This is a genomic window from Pseudonocardia terrae (assembly GCF_021343995.1).
Classification (GTDB): domain Bacteria; phylum Actinomycetota; class Actinomycetes; order Mycobacteriales; family Pseudonocardiaceae; genus Pseudonocardia; species Pseudonocardia terrae.
Window position 1 is genome coordinate 94,488 of the sequence record NZ_JAJTTE010000017.1, and the last position, 18,322, is coordinate 112,809.

The window sequence follows — 18,322 nt, forward strand, 5'->3', positions numbered from 1 at the left end:
AGCGCTGAGCGCGCGCCCGGCCCGCAGTCCTTCCTCCACGGAGGTGAGTGGAATGAGTCCCGTCCCCATGGACCATCACGAGAAGATGCGGCTGCGCGCGGCCGCGTTCCGGGTCACCCGGCTCTACCCGGGCCCGGTCGGTGAAGTGCTCTCCCGTGAACTCCTCACGTGGGAGGAGTTCGGCTATCGGCTCGGTGGCGGTCAGCTCGTGATGCGGCTGGTCGACCACGTCCTCAAGACCCCCCTCAACCAGGACGGCGTCGCGGCCTGACGCCACGGCGCACGGCCTACGGGGTCCCCGCGGGGTCCTGCAGCGTCACCGTGGTCGCGGCCGGGCCGCTGGGCACCGTGCCGTCGGCCGACGCGGCCACGGCGCCGCCCAGCACCAGCATGGCCGCGAGCGTCGTGAGGCTGCCCGCCCGGGCGGTCACCGAGTAGGCCGCCGCGACGGCGCCGTGCACCGCCGGGGAGACCCGGCGACCCCGCCGCGCGACGTTCGGTGCCGGAACCGGCTTCAGCAACCGCTCCACCGGAACGGGCGTCGCGGGGACACGCTCCGCCTCGGGGCACCGGTCCGTCCGGTGACCGGCGGGGGTGTGCGGGCGGCCAGGTTGCGCCCGGCGGCTCACGCCGCGTCCCCCACCGTGCCCCTGCGGGTGCCGGCCCGGAACCGCCGGAAGGACGACGGTGCGTGCGTCCCGAGCGGCCCCGCGCGGGGCCGGCACGGAGCAGCGGGCCGGGGCGGGCGGCGGCACGGTCACGCCCGGTTCATCGGGTCGTCACCCGCCATCGTTAGCCCACCCCGGGCCGGCCCACCCGATCGGGGTCGTCGGAGTCGACGACGTGTGCCGGTCGGAGGCTCGGCCGCTCGCCCGCCGACCGTCCGCCGGACCGCCCCACGGGTGGGGAGACGGTCACAGGCGCTGCCGCAGCTCCCGCTTGAGCACCTTCCCCGCCGCCGACACCGGGATCTCGTCGACGAGCCGGATCTCGCGCAGTCGCTTGTAGGGCAGGACCTGCGCGTTCACCGCCTCCATCAGCTCCGTGGCCTGGGCCTCCGTGCGGCCCGGCGCCACCACGAAGGCCACCGGCAGCTCGCCGACGCTCACGTCCGGCCGCCCGACGACGGCCGCGCCGACCACGCCCGGCTGCCGGAACAGCAGCTCCTCCAGCTCCCGGGGGTACACGTTGTAGCCCTTGTAGAGCAGCATGTCCTTCTTGCGGTCGACGATCCGCAGGTACCCGTCCTCGTCGAGGACGCCGACATCGCCGGTGTGCAGCCAGCCCTCCCGCAGCGTCGCGGCGGTCTCCTCGGGCCGGTCCTTGTAGCCCACCATGACCTGCGGGCCGCGGATGCAGACCTCGCCCTCGGTGCCCTGCGGGACCGGCCGGCCCTGCTCGTCGACGATCCGGACCTCGGTGTCGGCGACGGGCCGGCCCACACTCCCGGCCTTGCGCACCCCGGAACGCGCGGTCGGGTTCTGGGTGGCGCCCATCGTGACCTCGGTGAGCCCGTAGCCCTCCACGATCACGAGGTCCTCGCCCAGCCGCCGCTGCAGCGCCTCGATCAGCTCGACGGGCAGCGGGGCCGCGCCCGAGCTCAGCGCCCGGACCGACGACAGGTCCCGCGTCGCGAAGTCCGGGTGGCGCAGCAGTGCGGCGTACAGCGGCGGCGCGCCGCCCATCGAGGTGGCTCCGAACCGCTCGACGTCGGCCAGGTAGGCGGCCGGGTCGAAGCGCTCGTGCAGCACGCTGCTCGTGCCGGACAGCAGCGGGATGTTGAGCCCGCCGACCGTGCCCATCGCGTGGAACCAGGGCGTGATGTTGACGACGACGCCGGTGCCGAACCGCACCGGGAACTCCTCGGCCGGGCCCTGGTCGGCGAGCACGAGGCCGCCGTGGGCGTCGAGCTCGGGCCGGGCGCCGGAGCCCGCGCAGGCGTACTGCAGGACGTTGACCACCACGTTGCGGTGCGGCAGCTGCACGCCCTTCGACCGCCCGGTGGTGCCGCCGGTGTAGGCCAGGTGCGCGAGGTCGCGGTGGACGTCGATCTCCACGGCCGGCGGCTCGGTGGGCGCCTGCGCGTGGAACTCCTCGAAGTCCGACGCTCCCTGCGCGGTCAGCCGCACCGCGGGGTCGACGGCCTGCTCCCGGTTCGTGACCAGCGCGAACTTGACCCGCGTCTGGTCGCGCACCGCGGCGAAGGCGGGGTACGCGGCCTCCCAGCTCACCAGCGCGGCCGCGCCGGCGTCGGCCAGCTGGGCCGCGAGGTCCGCGGGCGGCAGCAGCGGGTTGGCCGGCGTGAACGTCGCCCCGGCGAGCTGGATGCCGTAGTAGGCGATCGCGTACTGGGGGCAGTTCGGCAGGTGGATCGCGACCACGTCGCCGCGGCCGACGCCCTGCTCGCGCAGCGCGTGCGCGAAGGCGGAGGCCCGGGCGAACAGCTGGGCGTAGGTCAGGTCGCGGCCGTAGTAGTGCACGGCCACCCGGTCGCCGTAGCGGCGCGCGGACCCGGCCAGCACGGCGCCGACGGGCACCTCGGGGTAGTTCACCGGGCCCCTCCGGCGGTGAAGGCGACGTGCAGGTGCTTGATGCCGTTGATGAACATCGACCGCAGCCGCTCCGCCTCGCCCGTGACGTGGATGTCCGGCACCCGGGTGAGCAGCTCGCGGAACATCACCGCCATCTCCCGCCGGGCCAGGTGGGCGCCGAGGCAGAAGTGCGGGCCGGGTCCGCCGAAGCCGACGTGCGGGTTCGGCGAGCGCCGGACGTCGAACCGGTCCGGGTCGGCGAAGTGCGCGGGATCGCGGTTCGCGGCCCAGTAGAACAGGGCCACCTTGTCGCCCGCGGCCAGCTCCTTGCCGCCGAGCACCGCGTCCTTCGCCAGCGTGCGCCGCATGTAGATCACCGGCGAGGCGAGTCGGACGATCTCGTCGATCGCCGTGGGCGTCACGCCGTCGAGGTCGGCGAGCCAGGCCGCGCGCTGGTCGGGGTTGTCGGTGAGGAACTTCAGGCCCCAGCTGATCGCGTTGCGGGTGGTCTCGTTGCCCGCGACCACCAGCAGGACGAAGAAGCTGGCGAGCTCGTCCGGGGTCAGCCGCTCGCCGTCGATCTCCGCGTTGACCAGGGCGGACGTCACGTCGTCCGTCGGGTTCTTCTCCCGCGCCGCACCGAGCTCCTTCATCAGCGCGGCGAGCTCGCCGCCCGCGGTGAGCAGGGCGGTGATGACGTCCGTGCCCTCCGGCACGTACTCCGGGTCCTGCGCCCCGAGGATCACGTTCGTGCGGTCGAACACGAAGCGGTGCTGACTCTCGGGGATGCCCATCATGTCGCAGACGATCTTCAGCGGCAGCCGGGCGGAGATGTCGGTGACCGCGTCGCACTCGCCGCGGTCGATCACGTCGTCGACGATCCGGGTCGCCGACCGCTGCACGTCCTCGGTGAGCTGGGCGAGCCGGCGCGGGGTGAAGCCACGCGAGACGATCCGGCGCAGCCGGGCGTGCCGCGGGTCGTCCATGTTGATCATCGAGCCGAAGAACTCGGCGAACTCCGGCGGCTGGTCGACGACCGAGGTCGAGCCCGAGCCCGAGGTGAAGACCTGCGGGGTCCGGCTGGCCTCGACGACGTCGTCGAGCCGGGTCAGCGCGAAGTACCCCGGGCCCGGCTCCAGATGGCCGAAGTCCGGCTCGGGGTAGAAGGGGATCGGCTCGTTGGTGCGCAGCCACGCGAAGGCGGCGGCGCGCTCCTCGACGGGGACGGTCCAGAACCCCTCGACGTCCGAGAGGTCCGGGCGTCCCGGGTCGAGGGCCGCGTGATCCGTGGTGGTCGCGTCAGTGGACATGCATACGGTCCCTCCTGCCGGTCCGCGGTGACCGGCGCCTCGCCCACCATAGTTACTGAACGGTAGATCGGGGAGGGATGAGGCCCCGTTCGTACCCGATCGCCACCGCGTCCGTGCGTCCCGCGGCGCCGAGCTTCGCCATGACCCGCGAGAGGTGCACGCTGACCGTCTTCTCGCTGATGTAGAGGGCCTCGCCGACCTGGCGGTTCGTGCGCCCCTCGGCCACCAGCGCCAGCACGGCCCGCTCCCGCGGGGTGAGTGGCCCGGCGCCCGCGGACGCGGGCTCGGGGCGGGACCGGCGGGCACGCGCCCGCTCCCGGACGTCGGCGGCCCGCGCGCGCAGCGGCGCCGCGCCGAGCCGGCCGGCGACCCCGACCGCCGCGTCGAGGTCCGCGACGGCCGCCTCCCGCCGCCGCGCGGCCGCCGCCCGGTCCTCGGTGCGGCCGGCCGCGGTCAGGTGCGCCTCGGCCCGCCGGACCCGGGCCTCGGCCTCCCGGTACGGCTCGCCGTAGCCGAACGCCTCCAGCACCCCCGTCCACGTCGCGGCGTCGGCCTGCCCCCGCACGCGCTCCCGCTCCGCGCGCGCCCGGGCCAGCCACGCCCGCCCCTCGACGCCCAGCGAGCCCGACCGGGGGATGCCCTTCTCGGCGGCCTCCTCCGCACACGCGAGGAGTCGTTCGGCAGGCTCGTGCGCGCCCTCGGGTACGGCGGCGAGGCCGAGGGCGGCGAGCATGATCGCCGCGATGTGGTGCGGCAGGAGCCGCTCGAGGTCGGCGAGTGCGGTCTCCGCCCGGCGCAGCGCCTCCTCCGGCGCGCCCCGCCAGAGCGCCGCCTCGACGCCGGCCCCGCCCAGCAGGAGGACCACCTGGTCGTCCTCCTGGTCGCGGGAGTCGAGCTCCTCCCAGCGCCGCTCGGCCTCCTCGAGCCGGCCCCGGGCGACCTCGACCAGCAGGCCCGCCGCGGCGAGCCGCCCGGCGACGACCGGCGCCACCATCGCCCCGCCGAGCCGGGCCGTGTGCTCGGCGGCGTCCCAGTCGCCGGCGACGAACTCGCTCATCAGCCGCGCGACCCGCATGTCCATGCCGTAGCCGCTCCAGGTGGTGCCGGTCTCGGTGGCCCGTGCGCCCCCGGCCGCGAACTCCGCCGCCGCGGCCGCCGCCGAGCCCTCCTCCAGGAACGACATCCCGCGGTTGTAGAAGATCCGCAGCTCCACGCCGATGTTCCCGGAGCCGCGGGCCAGGGGCAGGGCCTCCGACAGCAGCGCGCGGCTGCGTGGGCCGCGACCCTCGAACTCCTCCGCGACCGCCAGGCTGATCAGGGCGTCCGCCTCGGCCGCCGCCACGTCCTGCAGCGCCTCCGCGAGCGCCGTGCGCGGATCCGCGGCGGCGTGCTCACCGTGCGGCTCGGCGGTGCCCGCCCGCAGGGCCGCGGCCGCCTTCCGCGCGATCCGCAGGGCCGCCGCGCCGTGCTCGCGCACGCCCGGCACGTCGTCCGTGCGCCAGAGGGCGCGGGCCAGGATCGCGTGGGCCCAGGCGAGGTCGGCGGTGGGCGGCCCGTCCCGGAGGAGGTCGACCGCCTCCCGGGCCGTGGTGGCCGCGGGCACGGCGGCCTCGGCGCGCTCGAGCTGCCGGATGGCGTGCCGGACCCGGACCTCGGCGGCGCGCTCGCGGTCCGTGCCGGCGTCGACCAGCTCCAGGGCGCGGGTGCTCAACGCGATGCCGCGGTCCGGGTCGCCGGTGGCGCTCGCCGACCAGGCCGCCCAGAGCGTGACGGTGATCTCGTCCGCCCCCGCGACCGCGGCCGCGTCGGGTACTGCGGACCACAGCTCGACGGCCCGTTCGGCGTGCCGCAGGACCTCGGCGGGCGCCCCGAGACGATCGGCCTCCCGGGCCGCGCGCACGGACGCGGCGAGCGCGCGGGGCAGGTCGTGGGCGGCGAGGGCGTGGTGGGCCAGGGCGGCCGCGGGGGAGGCTGCGACGGGTGCGGGCCGGCCGGTCGGGGCCGGCTCCGCCAGTCGCGCGGCGATCAGGTCCGCGTACCGCGAGTGGATCCGCGCCCGCTCGCCGGGCAGCAGGTCGCCGTAGACCGCCTCGCGCAGCAGGGCGTGCCGGAAGGTGAGGTCGCCCCGCTCGTCCGGCACCAGGACGTGATGGGCCACGGCCTCCCGGACGGCCTCCTCGAACTCCGCGGTGGCCAGGCCGCTGACCTCGGCCAACGTGGCGTCGGCGACGCTGCGCCCGGCCACCGACGCGACCCGCAGCACCTGGCGGGCGGGCGCGGGCAGTCGCTCGAACCGGGCCAGCAGGACGTCCGTGAGTGCCTCGGGCAGCCCGGCGCCGCCCCCGGCGGCCGAGACCAGCTCCTCGGCGAAGAACGCGTTGCCCTCGCTGCGCCGGGCCAGCCGGTGCAGCGCGCGCTCCGGCAGCCCGAGATCGCCGGCGAGGGCCGTGACCAGGGCGAGCGCGTCGGACGGCGGCAGCGGCGCCAGCTCCAGCCGCTCGACGGCGGGCAGCCGCACCAGCTCGGCGAGCACCGGGCGCAACGGGTGCCGGCGGTGCAGGTCGTCCGCGCGGTAGGTGGCCACCACGAGCAGGCGCCCGGCGCCCAGCCGGGAGAGCAGGAAGACGAGCAGGTCGCGGCTCGACCGGTCCGCCCAGTGCAGGTCCTCGAGGAGCAGCAGCACCGGCGGCCCCTCGCCCGAGGCCGTGTCGAGGGCCGAGAGCAGCGCCTCGAAGACCTGCAGCTGCCCCAGCTCGCGCCCGCCCCGCTCCGGGGTCGACTCCCCGGGGACGAGCCGCAGCAGCCCCGGATGCCGCTCGGCCAGGCCGGGACGCTCGACCAGCAGCCGGCCGACGATCTCGGTGAAGGGCAGGTAGGGCAGCTCCACACCTGCGGTGTCGATGCACCGCCCGAGGAGGACGAGCGCGCCCGCCTCGCCCGCCTGCGCGGACAGCTCGGCGATCAGCCGGGACTTGCCCACCCCGGCGTCGCCGGACAGCAGGACGCCCGTGCCCCGCCCCGAGCGCGCCCGATCGAGCGCAGCGGCGAGGACGGCCCGTTCGGCCCCCCGACCGACCAGACCGATCCCCACCCCCGGACGTGGCACGGGCGTCATGCTCGCACGGACCCCCGACGGTTCCGGGCGCCTTCCGCCGGCCTCCCCCTCACGCCGCGCGGCACCGCCCCGCGACGGCCGACTTCTCGTGCGGCACCGGCGGGGGCACCGGGATCCGTGGCGGCTCGCGCCGCCCCTTCCGCCCGCGCCGGGCCTGCCGCGCCAGCCGGCTGCGGTCGGCCTCGGCGAGGAGGGCGCTGCGGTGCTCGTCGACCATCGTCTCCAGGAAGAGCATGACGATGACACTCCGCCTGAGGGGTGCCCCCGGACATCGGTCGGTCACGCGGTCCCGACGCCGCCGGCGCGCGCCCGACCTGAGGGGTCGCCTTACCCCTCGGGGTGCAGAAGTCCCCGGTCTCCCGTCTAGGACTCCTCCCGACGGGACCGCTCGCCGTCCCGGCCGGCGGGCTCGTGGCCTGCAGGTTCGGGGGCGCCGCAGGGGTCGGCGTGCCAGAACCCGAAGGGGTCGGGCAGCGCCGGCCACGTCTCCTCGCCGGCGGCGAGCTCGGCGTCGGTGAGCAGGGCGGACCGCAGGCCGGCCTCGACCGCGTCGAGACCGTCGGCGTCGAGCGCGTGGGCCAGCACGACGACGTCCTGCGCCCGGTCCCCGAAGCGGGGGTGCCAGCCGAGCGCCGCGAGGGCGCGGCGCTCGTCGGACACCTCGTCCCAGGCCTCGGGGTCCTGTCCGGCGAGCCACTCCCCGGCCTGCCCGATCCGCAGGCCGCCGCCGGCGGACTCCAGCCACAGGACGTCGTCGGGCCGGGTGGCGAGCCAGATCCGCCCGCGGGTCCGCACGACGCCGTCGAGCAGCAGGTCGATCGCCTCGTGCAGGCGGGCGGGGTGGAACGGGCGGCGCGCGGAGAAGACGAGCAGGCGCACCCCGCAGTCGGTGGTCAGCGGCGGGGCACCGCGCAGCAGCGGGACGTGGACGTCGTCGGGTCGGCCGCGACGGGCCTGCACGTGCGTGCGGCGCAGGAGCACCGCGTCGTCGTCGAGCTCGGCGAGCCGGGACCGCAGCGCGGTGGGGGCGAGCCGCTCCAGAACGGCGTCGACCCGGGCGAGCTCCCAGGCGGGGGCGGTGCCCGTGTGCACCAGGAGGTCCGCGAACTCCGCCTGCGCGACGGCGACCTGGGCGATCGTGCGCTCGTCGTGCGGGAGGTCGGCGAGGCCGCGCTCGGCGACGGGCTCGTCGCCGGTGGCGTCGTCGAGCCAGCCGGCGGCGTCGACGGCCGTGATCACGCCGCGCAGGTCGACGAGCTCGGTGAGCACGACGCCGGGGCGGCCGTCGGCCCCGCCCCCGTCGACCAGGACGTGCGCCAGCGCCCAGCACACCTGCTCCGGCTCGAGGACGGGGTCGAGGTGCAGCACCACGCGCCGGACCCGGCCGGCGAGCCGGCGCAGCGTGGGCAGGAGGTCCTCGCGCAGCGTGCAGGGCACGCAGCCGTGGGCCAGCTCCACCTCGGTCCACGTGTCGGAGTCGCGGTCGCGGATCCGCCGGTGCAGCCGCCCGCGGGCGATGTCGCGCAGGTCGTGGTGCACGACCACGACGTCGGGGTCGGCGGTGCGCAGCCGGGTGAGGACGCGCTCCACCCCCTCGGCGCTCAGGCCCGTGGCCACGAGCAGTTCGGTGCCGGGCATGCGCCCTCCTCGGGAAGGGGTCGGGGTCGGCGAGCATTACCGTAAATGACAATCGTTCCCGATACGAGAGGAGGGTGGCGTGGCCGCCAAGTCCGCCGCCGTGCGTCCCGTGGTGAAGATGCGATCGACCGCCGGCACGGGCACGACCTACGTGACCCGCAAGAACCGCCGCAACGACCCCGACCGGCTCGTGCTGCGCAAGTACGACCCGGTGGTCCGCCGGCACGTCGAGTTCCGCGAGGAGCGCTGATGCCGACCACGCGGAGCCGGTCCTCGGCCCAGCCGGCACGGCCGGGCCGTGTCCTGTTGTCGTACCCGCACGCCGGGCGGTGGTGAGCCCGTGTCGCGCAGGTGTCAGCTGACCGGCCGGGAGCCGGGTTTCGGGCGGCGAATCTCGCACTCGCAGCGGCGTAGCCCGCGTCGGTTCGACCCCAACGTGCAGGAGCGCCGTTACTGGCTGCCGTCGGAGAACCGGCACGTGCGGCTCCGGCTGTCGGCCAGGGCGATCGGGCTCGTCGACCGGATCGGCGTCGAGGCCGCGGTGGCGCGCATCCGCGCGCGGGGGGAGAAGGTCCGATGGCGACGACCGCGAAGATCGCCCGCAACGAGCGCCGCAAGGAAGTCGTGGCCCGCTACGCCGAGCGGCGCCGGGAGCTGAAGCGGCTCATCGCCCGGCCCGGCACCCCGGCGGCCGAGCGGGCGGCGGCGCTGCGCGAGCTGCGCCGCCAGCCTCGCGACGCCAGCGCCATCCGGGTGCGCAACCGGGACTCGACGGACGGCCGCCCTCGTGGGTACCTCCGGAAGTTCGGCGTCTCCCGGGTGACGCTCCGCGAGCTCGCCCACGCCGGGATGCTGCCCGGCGTCACCACGTCCTCCTGGTGATCCGGGGCCCGCTGGGCACGGCGGCAGCGGGGTGCGGCGGGCCTCGTGTGGCGACGGTCGCTCCGACGGTGGTCGTCGCTCGGGGGCGCGCCGCACCCGCTCCGGCCGGCCCTCCCGGGCGGTGGAGCTGCGGAAACGGGGAGGGGGACCCCCGGGTTGGCGGCCCGTGGAGAGGGTTGTGTAGAGTTCTCCAGGTCCGACGGGGAAGTCCCCGGAGGGCCGTGCCGCCCCTTTAGCTCAGTCGGCAGAGCGTCTCCATGGTAAGGAGAAGGTCTACGGTTCGATTCCGTAAAGGGGCTCCAGCGAGGTAGGTGTGACCGGCTTCGCGAGGCGGTGTAGCTCAGTCGGTAGAGCAAGCGGCTCATAATCGCTGTGTCGCCGGTTCAAGTCCGGCCACCGCTACACACACGATCCCGAGCTCGAAGCAGGAAAAGCAGGAGGCACCCGCGATGGCGAAGGCCACCGACGTCCGGCCGAAGATCACGCTGGCGTGCGAGCAGTGCAAGCACCGGAACTACATCACCAAGAAGAACCGGCGCAACGACCCCGACCGGCTCGAGGTCAAGAAGTTCTGCCCGAATTGCGGCACCCACCGCGCCCACCGCGAGACCCGCTGACGGCAGTGCCCGACGAGTCCTTCGTCGGCCGTTCCCTCCCGGCCGCCGGTCCCTTCCAGGTCGGCCGGGAGAAGATCCGCGAGTTCGCCGTGGCGATCGGGGACGCGTCCCCGCTGAGCCGTGATCTCGATGTCGCGCGCGCGGCCGGTCATCCCGACCTGGTCGCGCCGCCGACGTTCTCGACGACGTTCACCATGCCGCTGATCGAGGCGTTCCTACGGGACCCCGATTTCGGCTGGGACTACACGCGGATGGTCCACGGCGACCAGCGCATCACGTTCCACCGCCCGATCCACGGCGGCGACGAGCTGTTCACCACGATCCACGTCGACGAGCTGCGCACGCGCGCGGGCAGCCACATGCTGACCCTGCGGTGCGAGGTCGCCGACGCCGCGGGTGCGCCCGTCGCCACCACGAGCTCGCTGCTGGTGACCCAGGCATGAGCACCCCGTCGAACCCCGCCGCGGCGCAGAAGGGCGACGAGCTCCCGCCGCTGCGCCTGCACCTCACCCGGGCCGACCTGGTCCGCTACGCCGGTGCCTCCGGCGACTTCAACCCGATCCACTGGAGCGACCGCGTCGCCGGCGTCGCCGGGCTGCCGGGCGTGATCGCGCACGGGATGCTGACGATGGCCGTGGCCGGCCGGGTCGTCACCGACTGGGTCGGCGACGCCTCGCTCGTGCGCAGCTACGGCACCCGCTTCACCCGCCCCGTCGTGGTGCCCGACGACGACACCGGCGCCCTCGTGGAGATCACGGGGACGGTCGGGGACGTCACCGAGTCGGACGGTGTCCGCGTCGCCCGGATCGACGTCAAGGCCGTGTTCGACGGCAAGTCGGTGCTGGGTAGGGCCACCGCGGAGGTCGTCCTCCCCGGCTGAGCCCGGGGCGTGTCCGGTTGCCGTGATCGCCGAGTGGGTCGATGCTGCCTGCGTCCCGGGTCCGCGAGGGCCCGTACCACACGGAGGGAGCACCACGTGAAGTTCGGGAAGCTGGTGGACAAGGCCTGGGAGGAGAAGACGGCCGCCGAGGTCCTCAAGGCCCCGCCGTCGGCCCTCGAGGGTCTGACCGAGAAGCACGACGAGGCGCTGGCGGCCCTCGGCATCAAGTCGGTCGGCGACCTGGCGAAGTGGAAGTACTTCCAGCGCGCCTCCGCGCTCGCCGCCCTGGCCGACCTCGACAAGTAGGTCCTCCAGACACGGAGGGGCGGGCGCCGGGTCCGGCGCCCGCCCCTCGTGTGTGTCCAGACCGCTACCGGGCCTCGCGCAGCAGCGCGCCCATCCGCTCGACGCCGGTCTTCAGGTCGTCGTCACCGAGGGCGTAGGAGAGCCGGAAGTAGCCCGGGGTGCCGAAGGCCTCGCCGGGCACGACGGCCACCTCGGCGTGCTCGAGCACGACGGCGGCGAGGTCGAGGCTCGTCTCGACCTTCTGCCCGCGGATCTGCGTGCCGAGCAGCTCGCGCACGTCCGGGTAGACGTAGAACGCGCCCCTCGGGGTGGGGCACTGCACGCCCGGGATCGCCGAGAGCAGCTCGACGATGGTGCGGCGGCGGCGGTCGAAGGCGGTGCGCATGTCGGCGACGGCGTCGAGCGGGCCGGTGAGGGCCGCGACCGCCGCGCGCTGCGACACGTTCGCCACGTTCGACGACAGGTGTGACTGCAGGTTCGTGGCCGCTTTGACGACGTCCGTGGGGCCGGCCATCCAGCCGACCCGCCAGCCGGTCATCGCGTAGGTCTTGGCCACGCCGTTGAGCACCACGCAGGTGTCCGCCAGCTCGGGCACGGCGACGGGCAGCGAGACGGCCTCGGCGCCGTCGTAGACCAGGTGCTCGTAGATCTCGTCGGTGACGACCCAGATGCCGTTCTCGAGCGCCCAGCGGCCGACGGCCTCGGTGAGCTCGCGCGGGGCCACGGCGCCGGTCGGGTTCGACGGCGAGCACCACAGCAGCACCTTGGTGGCCGGCGTGCGGGCGGCCTCGAGCTGCTCGACGGTCGGCAGGTAGCCCTGCTCCGAGCCGGTGACGACGACCTTGGTCACGCCGCCGGCGAGCGCGATCGCCTCGGGGTACGTGGTCCAGTACGGCGCGGGCAGGATGACCTCGTCGCCCGGGTCGAGCAGGGTCGCGAAGGTCTCGTACACGGCCTGCTTGCCGCCGTTGGTCACCAGGACCTGGTTCGCGGCGATCTCGTAGCCCGAGTCCCGCTTCGTCTTCTCCACGATCGCGGCCTTGAGCTCGGGGAGCCCGCCGGCGGGGGAGTAGCGGTGGTTCTTCGGGTCCTGCGCGGCGGCGACGGCGGCCTCGACGATCGGCTGCGGCGTGGGGAAGTCCGGCTCGCCCGCCCCGAAGCCGATCACCGGGCGGCCCTCGGCCTTGAGCGCCTTGGCCTTCGCGTCCACGGCGAGCGTGGCCGACTCGGCGATGTTCCCGATCCGGGTCGAGATCCGGGGCTTCTGCGACGTCCCGGTGGTCGATGCTGTCGGTGCGGACATGGCCCTCATCCTCGCGCACTGCGGGTCGCCTCGCGCGAGCGGGTTTCGGCCCCGCGGACCCCGCCCGGGCTCCCCGGGGGGCCGCGGGTGCGGGGCCCCGGAACGGGTGCCGTACACTCGGTTCGCCGGGCGCACCGGATCTTCCGGTGTGCCTGCTCCGAACCCGTCGGGTCCCCGACGTGACGGGCCGGGGCAGCGTAGGGGTGTAGCTCAACTGGCAGAGCAGCGGTCTCCAAAACCGCAGGTTGCAGGTTCAAGTCCTGTCACCCCTGCCACCTGGGACGACAGCAGGAACGAGACGAGGGGCGGGCGTCTGCCCGCCGGTGAGGACGAGAGTGAGCGACGAGCGGGAGCCCGGGCGGGAGCGCCCGATGTCCGCGGCGGACCGCCGCGGGCGGCGCACGTCGCCGTCCTCGTCCGGGGCCGGTGCGGTCACCACGCCGGGCAAGGGCCGCCCGACGCCCTCGCGGGGCGCCGGTGCGCCGCGCAAGGCGTCGCCGTTCGCCAGGCTGGTCCGCTTCCTCCGCGAGGTCGTGGCGGAGCTGCGCAAGGTCATCTGGCCCACGCGCAAGCAGCTGGTGACCTACACGATCGTCGTGCTCGTCTTCGTCGCCTTCATGATCGCGCTGGTGTCGCTCCTGGACTGGGTGTTCGGCCTGGGTGTGAACGCCCTGTTCGGCGCCTAGCCCGAGACCCGGGACCCCGATCGAGCACGACGACGCTGACGAAGGAAGCGAGAAGCACGTGACCTCCCCAGACGGCCGGCCGGCCGAGGACGAGACGACGGTGCAGGACACCGACGTCGAGGTGGCTTACGGCGCCGAGGCCTCCGACAGCTCGGACAGCACCATCGACCCCGCCGACACCGACACCGCCGCCGAAGCGGTCGGGGCCGAGGAGGCGGAGGACGCCCTCGAGGAGGAGGCCGACGTCGACCTCGGGGCCGGCGCCGCCGCGGCCGTCGCGGGCGCCGACGAGCAGGCCGACCCCGGCGACCTCGAGGCCGGCGCCGACGGCGCCGACGCGGTCGTCGACACCGCCGCCGAGGAGGAGGTCGACCCGGTCGCGGAGATGACGGAGGCGCTGCGTCGCGCCCCCGGCGACTGGTACGTCGTCCACTCGTACGCGGGCTACGAGAACAAGGTGAAGCAGAACCTCGAGACCCGGGTGCAGACCCTGGACGTCGAGGACTACATCTACCAGGTCGAGGTACCCACCGAAGAGGTCACCGAGATCAAGAACGGCCAGCGCAAGCAGGTGCAGCGCAAGGTGCTGCCCGGCTACATCCTGGTCCGGATGGAGCTCAACGACCAGTCGTGGGGCGCCGTCCGCAACACCCCGGGCGTCACCGGCTTCGTCGGGGCCACGTCGCGGCCCTCGCCGCTGACCCTGGACGAGGTGCTGAAGTTCCTGCTGCCGAAGCAGGAGGCGCCGAAGGAGAAGGCCGCCGCCGCGGCGGGCACGGGCGGCGCGGCCGCCGGCACCGGCGGTGCGGCCACGGTCGAGGTCGACTTCGAGGTCGGCGAGTCGGTCACCGTCATGGACGGCCCGTTCGCGACCCTCCCGGCCACGATCAACGAGGTCAACGTCGACGCGCAGAAGCTGAAGGTGCTCGTGTCCATCTTCGGCCGCGAGACGCCCGTCGAGCTGGCCTTCAGTCAGGTCTCCAAGATCTGACGGTGCACGAACTCCGTCGCGGCGGGCAGGTCCGCGGCGCGTAGGACGATCACGAGGAAACCAAGGATGCCACCCAAGAAGCGGAAGCTCTCCGCGATCATCAAGCTCCAGATCAAGGCCGGCGCGGCCACGCCGGCGCCGCCGGTCGGCCCCGCGCTGGGTCAGCACGGCGTCAACATCATGGAGTTCTGCAAGGCCTACAACGCCGCCACCGAGGCCCAGCGCGGCGACGTGGTGCCGGTCGAGATCTCGGTGTACGAGGACCGCTCGTTCACCTTCGAGCTCAAGACCCCGCCCGCGGCCAAGCTGCTGCTGAAGGCGGCCGGCGTCGAGAAGGGCTCCGGCACCCCGCACACCACCAAGGTCGCCTCGGTGACCATGGACCAGGTGCGGGAGATCGCGCAGACGAAGATGCGCGACCTCAACGCCAACGACCTCGACGGTGCCGTGAAGATCATCGCCGGCACCGCCCGGTCGATGGGCATCACGGTCAACTGACCCCCTAGTACGCGTGGGAGAGCCGGGCGCGGCTCCTACCACGGACTGACCTTCGAAGGACAGAGATGGCAAAGCGCAGCAAGATCTACGAGCAGGCCGCGGCCAAGATCGACCGCGACGCCCTGTACTCGCCGCTCGAGGCCGCCAAGCTGGCCAAGGAGACCGCGAGCAGCAAGATGGACGCGACCGTCGAGGTCGCCATGCGGCTGGGCGTCGACCCCCGCAAGGCCGACCAGATGGTCCGCGGGACCGTGAACCTGCCCCACGGGACCGGTAAGACCGCCCGGGTCATCGTCTTCGCCGTCGGCGACAAGGCCGCCGAGGCCGAGGCCGCGGGTGCCGACGTCGTCGGCGCCGAGGACCTGATCGAGCGGATCCAGGGCGGCTGGCTGGACTTCGACGCCGCGATCGCGACCCCCGACCAGATGGCGAAGGTCGGCCGCATCGCCCGCATCCTCGGCCCGCGTGGCCTGATGCCGAACCCGAAGACCGGCACCGTCACCCCGGACGTCACCAAGGCCGTCAGCGACATCAAGGGCGGCAAGATCAACTTCCGGGTGGACAAGCAGGCCAACCTGCACCTCGTCATCGGCAAGGCCTCGTTCGACACCGACAAGCTGGTGGAGAACTACGGCGCCGCCCTCGACGAGATCCTGCGGGCCAAGCCGTCCGCCGCGAAGGGCCGCTACATCAAGAAGATCACCGTCTCGACGACCACGGGCCCGGGCATCCCGGTCGACCCGAACCGCACCCGCAACCTGCTGGTCGACGACACCGTCTGATCGTCCCTCGTACGAAGGCCCCCTCCGGGATCCCGGAGGGGGCCTTCGTCGTACCGCGGTCGTTCCCGCAGTCGTTCCTGCCGGCCGTCAGGACCAGTCGGTGAGGATCTGGTCGACGGACTCCGGCTCGGCCGGGCGGCCCGGCACCTCGGTCGGCGTGCGGGAGAACCGGGGCGCGGGCGCGGCCTGCGGGGTGTCCTCCGGGCTGACGATCGTGTTCCGCGCGGCCATGTGCGGGTGCTGCGCGACCTCGCCGAAGGCGAGGACCGGGGTGGTGCACGCGTCGGTGCCGTCGAAGACGGCGGCCCACTCGTCGCGGGTCCTGGTCTTGAAGACCTCGGTGAAGCGTGCCTTGATCGCCGGCCAGGACGGGATGTCCATCTGCGCCGGCAGGTCGGAGGGGTCGATCTCCAGGCCCTTGAGCAGCTCCGCGTAGAACTGCGGCTCGATCGCCCCGACGGCCATGAACTTCCCGTCGGCGCAGGTGTAGGTGTCGTAGAAGGGCGCGTAGCCGTCGAGCATGTTGCTGGCCGGCGCGTCCTGCCAGAACTTCTGCCCGAGCATCCCCCACACCATCTGCACCAGGAGGCTGGCGCCGTCGACCATGGCGGTGTCGACGACCTGGCCCTCCCCGGACCCGCGCGCCTCGTACAGCGCCGCGAGCACGCCGATGACCAGCAGCATCGAGCCGCCGCCGAAGTCGCCGACCAGGTTGAGCGGCGGCACCGGGCGCTCGCCGTTGCCGCGGCCGATGGCGTGCAGCGCGCCGGTGAGCGAGATGTAGTTGATGTCGTGGCCCGCGCGGTCGGCCATCGGGCCGCCCTGGCCCCATCCCGTCATCCGGCCGTAGACGAGCTTCGGGTTGCGGGCGTGACAGTCCGCGGGGCCGACGCCCAGCCGCTCGGTGACGCCGGGGCGGTACCCCTCGAGCAGCACGTCGGCCTTCTCGACGAGCTTCAGCACGGTCTCGCGACCCTCGGGGGTCTTGAGGTCGGCGGCCACCCGGCGCCGCCCGCGCAGGGTGGGGTCGGCGTCGCCGCCGATCTTCAGCCCGCCCGGCCGGTCGATCCGGACCACCTCGGCGCCCAGGTCACCGAGGATCATCGCCGCGTGCGGCCCCGGTCCGATACCGGCGAGCTCGACGACCCGTACGCCCGCGAGGGGTCCGCTGCGAGTGCCCACTTCCATCCTCCTCATCGATCGATCGTTCAGGACTCTACGGGTCCGCGGCCGTCAGGTCAGCGGCCCGGGCCACACGACACCGGACGACACCGGCCCGTTCACGCCACGGCGATCTGGTCCGCCGCCGCGCCGTCCGGCTGGTGCCGCAGACCCTGCCAGGCCGCGGTCAGCCGTTCGAGCGCGGCCGCGGCGCGTTCGGGCCGGAGCGTGTAGGGCAGCCGTATGTAGCGCTCGAACGCGCCGTCGACGCCGAAGCGGGGCCCGGCGGCCAGCAGGACGTCGTGTCGGCGGGCCGCCCCGGTGAGCAGGCTCGACACCGGCTCGCCCAGGTCCACCCACAGGCTGAGCCCGCCCGTCGGGTCGTTGGGCCGCCACTGGGGGAAGTCCTCGGCCAGTCGCCGGCGCAGGTCCGCGCGGGCGGCCCGCAGGCTCTCCTGCCGCTCGGCCACCACGGTCTCGACCTCGCCCAGCAGGCGGGCCGTCACCAGCTGGTCGAGCACGGCCCCGCCGAGGTCGATCGACGGCCGCAGCGCGGCGAGCCGCCGCACCAGCGACGCCGAGGTGCGGATCCACCCGATCCGCAGCCCGCCCCAGAACACCTTGCTCGCGGAGCCGATCGTGATCAGCAACGCGGAGTCCGGCGCGTGCCGGGCGACGGGCTCGGGGGCCGGGACGTCGAGCGGCAGCTCGGTCAGCGTCTCGTCGACGACGAGCGGGGTGCGGGTCCGCCGGGCCAGCTCGACGAGGCCGGCGCGCACCTCCGGTGGCATCACCGCGCCGGTGGGGTTGTGGAAGTCCGGGACCAGGTAGCAGAGGGCCGGACGGGTGTCCCGGACGGTGGCGGTCAGCAGGTCGAGGTCCCACGCCGGCTCGCGGCCCTCGGGGGCGAGCGGCACGGGGACCGGCCGGGCACCGCGGCCGCGGATGGCGTCGAGCGCGTTCGGGTAGGTCGGGTGCTCGACGAGGACCCGGTCTCCCGGACCGGCGAGCAGCGTGAGGACCAGCGCGATCGCGTGCTGGGCCCCGGAGGTGACCAGGATCTGGTCCGGGGTGGTCGGCACGCCGCGCTCGGTGAACCGGCGCGCCACGGCCTCCCGCATGGCCGGGATCCCGGCGAGGGTGTAGCCGTGGCCGCCGATCTGCCCGTCGAGCTCGGTGACGGCCGCGGCGGCCGCGCGCCGGATCGCGTCCGTGGGAGCGGGCAGCGCGGCGTGCGCGAGGTCGGTGAGCCCGCCGCCGGCGAGCGGCGAGAACGGGGTCTCGGGGGTCGCGCCGCCGGTGGGACCGGGCACCCGCGTCCAGCTGCCGGAGCCGCGCCGGCTCTCGAGGAAGCCGTCGGCGCGCAGGGCCTCGTAGGCCGCGGCCACCGTCGTCCGGCTGACGTCGAGGGCGCCGGCGAGCTCGCGCTCGGCCGGGACCCGGGTGCCGAGCGGCAGCCGGCCGTCCAGGACGAGGAGCCGGACGCGCTCGGTCAGGGCCGACGCGAGCCCGCGCTGGTCGTCCGGGCGCCAGCGGCCCAGCAGGCGGGCGAAGCTGGCGCCGCCGATCCGACGTGATCCGGGGTCAACGGGGTCCACTCAGTCCACCTCCGCGAAATTGGC

At 74.4% G+C, this 18,322-nt stretch carries 21 protein-coding genes and 3 tRNA genes; 15 read left to right on the plus strand and 9 right to left on the minus strand.

Going from position 1 to position 18,322, the window contains the following annotated elements:
* Positions 1-52 precede the first annotated feature (52 nt).
* Entirely contained in the window at positions 53-271 is a 219-nt protein-coding gene (locus LWC33_RS13780; protein ID WP_037046035.1) for a hypothetical protein, read from the plus strand.
* Between the two features lie 16 nt (positions 272-287).
* On the opposite strand, the gene LWC33_RS13785 is transcribed toward LWC33_RS13780, so the two are convergent.
* From LWC33_RS13785 to mrf, 6 genes are all read right to left on the minus strand, one after another.
* Positions 288-530, minus strand: a complete 243-nt coding sequence (locus tag LWC33_RS13785; RefSeq protein WP_233304760.1) for a hypothetical protein — start codon at positions 528-530, stop codon at positions 288-290.
* 384 nt (positions 531-914) lie between these two features.
* The gene (locus LWC33_RS13790; RefSeq protein ID WP_233304761.1) at positions 915-2,552 is read right to left on the minus strand and encodes a class I adenylate-forming enzyme family protein; all 1,638 of its coding nucleotides are present in this window, start codon (positions 2,550-2,552) and stop codon (positions 915-917) included.
* Positions 2,549-3,841 carry a cytochrome P450 gene (locus tag LWC33_RS13795; RefSeq protein ID WP_233304762.1) on the minus strand — a complete coding sequence of 431 codons (1,293 nt, stop codon included), beginning with the start codon at positions 3,839-3,841 and terminating at the stop codon, positions 2,549-2,551. Before LWC33_RS13795 ends, LWC33_RS13790 begins: the two co-directional genes overlap by 4 nt.
* 52 nt (positions 3,842-3,893) lie before the next feature.
* On the minus strand, positions 3,894-6,947 hold the full coding sequence (locus LWC33_RS13800; protein ID WP_443719702.1) for a helix-turn-helix transcriptional regulator: 3,054 nt from the start codon (positions 6,945-6,947) through the stop codon (positions 3,894-3,896).
* A 58-nt stretch (positions 6,948-7,005) separates the two neighbouring features.
* Positions 7,006-7,191, minus strand: coding sequence for a hypothetical protein (locus LWC33_RS13805; RefSeq protein WP_233304764.1), 186 nt, complete (start codon positions 7,189-7,191; stop codon positions 7,006-7,008).
* Positions 7,192-7,319: 128 nt separating this feature from the next.
* The gene (gene mrf, locus LWC33_RS13810) at positions 7,320-8,594 is read right to left on the minus strand and encodes a ribosome hibernation factor-recruiting GTPase MRF (RefSeq protein ID WP_233304765.1); all 1,275 of its coding nucleotides are present in this window, start codon (positions 8,592-8,594) and stop codon (positions 7,320-7,322) included.
* Between the two features lie 100 nt (positions 8,595-8,694).
* Here mrf and rpmG (LWC33_RS13815) point away from each other — a divergent pair, with 100 nt between their 5' ends.
* The 9 genes from rpmG (LWC33_RS13815) to LWC33_RS13855 all read left to right on the plus strand — a co-directional run bounded on the left by rpmG (LWC33_RS13815) (position 8,695) and on the right by LWC33_RS13855 (position 11,279).
* Positions 8,695-8,844: a 50S ribosomal protein L33 gene (rpmG, locus tag LWC33_RS13815; RefSeq protein WP_269323010.1), complete on the plus strand. Its 150-nt coding sequence runs from the start codon at positions 8,695-8,697 to the stop codon at positions 8,842-8,844.
* Between the two features lie 90 nt (positions 8,845-8,934).
* Positions 8,935-9,252 carry a 50S ribosomal protein L28 gene (rpmB, locus tag LWC33_RS13820; protein WP_308190943.1) on the plus strand — a complete coding sequence of 106 codons (318 nt, stop codon included), beginning with the start codon at positions 8,935-8,937 and terminating at the stop codon, positions 9,250-9,252.
* Complete coding sequence (gene rpsN, locus LWC33_RS13825; RefSeq protein ID WP_233304766.1) at positions 9,171-9,476, plus strand: 30S ribosomal protein S14; 306 nt, start codon at positions 9,171-9,173, stop codon at positions 9,474-9,476. Before rpmB ends, rpsN begins: the two co-directional genes overlap by 82 nt.
* Before the next feature lie 226 nt (positions 9,477-9,702).
* Positions 9,703-9,778 (plus strand) — tRNA-Thr (locus LWC33_RS13830).
* A 27-nt stretch (positions 9,779-9,805) separates the two neighbouring features.
* Positions 9,806-9,878 (plus strand) — tRNA-Met (locus LWC33_RS13835).
* A 47-nt stretch (positions 9,879-9,925) separates the two neighbouring features.
* Positions 9,926-10,093 (plus strand): 50S ribosomal protein L33, encoded by a 168-nt coding sequence (gene rpmG, locus LWC33_RS13840; RefSeq protein ID WP_037046058.1) that lies wholly within the window; start codon positions 9,926-9,928, stop codon positions 10,091-10,093.
* A 5-nt stretch (positions 10,094-10,098) separates the two neighbouring features.
* Positions 10,099-10,536: an FAS1-like dehydratase domain-containing protein gene (locus tag LWC33_RS13845; RefSeq protein ID WP_233304767.1), complete on the plus strand. Its 438-nt coding sequence runs from the start codon at positions 10,099-10,101 to the stop codon at positions 10,534-10,536.
* The gene (locus LWC33_RS13850; protein WP_233304768.1) at positions 10,533-10,973 is read left to right on the plus strand and encodes a MaoC family dehydratase; all 441 of its coding nucleotides are present in this window, start codon (positions 10,533-10,535) and stop codon (positions 10,971-10,973) included. Before LWC33_RS13845 ends, LWC33_RS13850 begins: the two co-directional genes overlap by 4 nt.
* A gap of 96 nt (positions 10,974-11,069) precedes the next feature.
* On the plus strand, positions 11,070-11,279 hold the full coding sequence (locus LWC33_RS13855; protein WP_037046063.1) for a hypothetical protein: 210 nt from the start codon (positions 11,070-11,072) through the stop codon (positions 11,277-11,279).
* A gap of 64 nt (positions 11,280-11,343) precedes the next feature.
* Here the strand turns inward: LWC33_RS13855 and LWC33_RS13860 are convergent, their stop codons facing one another.
* Positions 11,344-12,582 carry a pyridoxal phosphate-dependent aminotransferase gene (locus LWC33_RS13860; protein WP_233304769.1) on the minus strand — a complete coding sequence of 413 codons (1,239 nt, stop codon included), beginning with the start codon at positions 12,580-12,582 and terminating at the stop codon, positions 11,344-11,346.
* Positions 12,583-12,781: 199 nt separating this feature from the next.
* Here LWC33_RS13860 and LWC33_RS13865 point away from each other — a divergent pair.
* The 5 genes from LWC33_RS13865 to rplA all read left to right on the plus strand — a co-directional run bounded on the left by LWC33_RS13865 (position 12,782) and on the right by rplA (position 15,539).
* Positions 12,782-12,857 (plus strand) — tRNA-Trp (locus LWC33_RS13865).
* A 60-nt stretch (positions 12,858-12,917) separates the two neighbouring features.
* On the plus strand, positions 12,918-13,268 hold the full coding sequence (gene secE / locus LWC33_RS13870; RefSeq protein WP_233304770.1) for a preprotein translocase subunit SecE: 351 nt from the start codon (positions 12,918-12,920) through the stop codon (positions 13,266-13,268).
* Positions 13,269-13,326: 58 nt separating this feature from the next.
* Positions 13,327-14,259 carry a transcription termination/antitermination protein NusG gene (gene nusG / locus LWC33_RS13875; RefSeq protein ID WP_233304771.1) on the plus strand — a complete coding sequence of 311 codons (933 nt, stop codon included), beginning with the start codon at positions 13,327-13,329 and terminating at the stop codon, positions 14,257-14,259.
* Between the two features lie 66 nt (positions 14,260-14,325).
* The gene (rplK, locus tag LWC33_RS13880; protein WP_233304772.1) at positions 14,326-14,757 is read left to right on the plus strand and encodes a 50S ribosomal protein L11; all 432 of its coding nucleotides are present in this window, start codon (positions 14,326-14,328) and stop codon (positions 14,755-14,757) included.
* A gap of 65 nt (positions 14,758-14,822) precedes the next feature.
* Complete coding sequence (gene rplA, locus LWC33_RS13885; RefSeq protein ID WP_233304773.1) at positions 14,823-15,539, plus strand: 50S ribosomal protein L1; 717 nt, start codon at positions 14,823-14,825, stop codon at positions 15,537-15,539.
* 87 nt (positions 15,540-15,626) lie between these two features.
* Here the strand turns inward: rplA and LWC33_RS13890 are convergent, their stop codons facing one another.
* Together LWC33_RS13890 and yczR are read right to left on the minus strand one after the other, a co-directional pair.
* Complete coding sequence (locus LWC33_RS13890; RefSeq protein WP_233304774.1) at positions 15,627-16,721, minus strand: CaiB/BaiF CoA transferase family protein; 1,095 nt, start codon at positions 16,719-16,721, stop codon at positions 15,627-15,629.
* 98 nt (positions 16,722-16,819) lie between these two features.
* Positions 16,820-18,298: a MocR-like transcription factor YczR gene (gene yczR, locus LWC33_RS13895; protein WP_233304775.1), complete on the minus strand. Its 1,479-nt coding sequence runs from the start codon at positions 18,296-18,298 to the stop codon at positions 16,820-16,822.
* Positions 18,299-18,322: the final 24 nt, after the last annotated feature.

Coding starts and splice junctions, on each gene's coding strand:
- LWC33_RS13780 (WP_037046035.1), top strand. CDS start 53: ATGAGTCCCGTCCCCATGGACCATCACGAGAAGATGCGGCTGCGCGCG.
- LWC33_RS13795 (WP_233304762.1), bottom strand. CDS start 3,841: ATGTCCACTGACGCGACCACCACGGATCACGCGGCCCTCGACCCGGGA.
- LWC33_RS13805 (WP_233304764.1), bottom strand. CDS start 7,191: ATGCTCTTCCTGGAGACGATGGTCGACGAGCACCGCAGCGCCCTCCTC.
- mrf (WP_233304765.1), bottom strand. CDS start 8,594: ATGCCCGGCACCGAACTGCTCGTGGCCACGGGCCTGAGCGCCGAGGGG.
- rpsN (WP_233304766.1), top strand. CDS start 9,171: ATGGCGACGACCGCGAAGATCGCCCGCAACGAGCGCCGCAAGGAAGTC.
- rpmG (WP_037046058.1), top strand. CDS start 9,926: ATGGCGAAGGCCACCGACGTCCGGCCGAAGATCACGCTGGCGTGCGAG.
- LWC33_RS13850 (WP_233304768.1), top strand. CDS start 10,533: ATGAGCACCCCGTCGAACCCCGCCGCGGCGCAGAAGGGCGACGAGCTC.
- LWC33_RS13860 (WP_233304769.1), bottom strand. CDS start 12,582: ATGTCCGCACCGACAGCATCGACCACCGGGACGTCGCAGAAGCCCCGG.
- rplK (WP_233304772.1), top strand. CDS start 14,326: ATGCCACCCAAGAAGCGGAAGCTCTCCGCGATCATCAAGCTCCAGATC.
- rplA (WP_233304773.1), top strand. CDS start 14,823: ATGGCAAAGCGCAGCAAGATCTACGAGCAGGCCGCGGCCAAGATCGAC.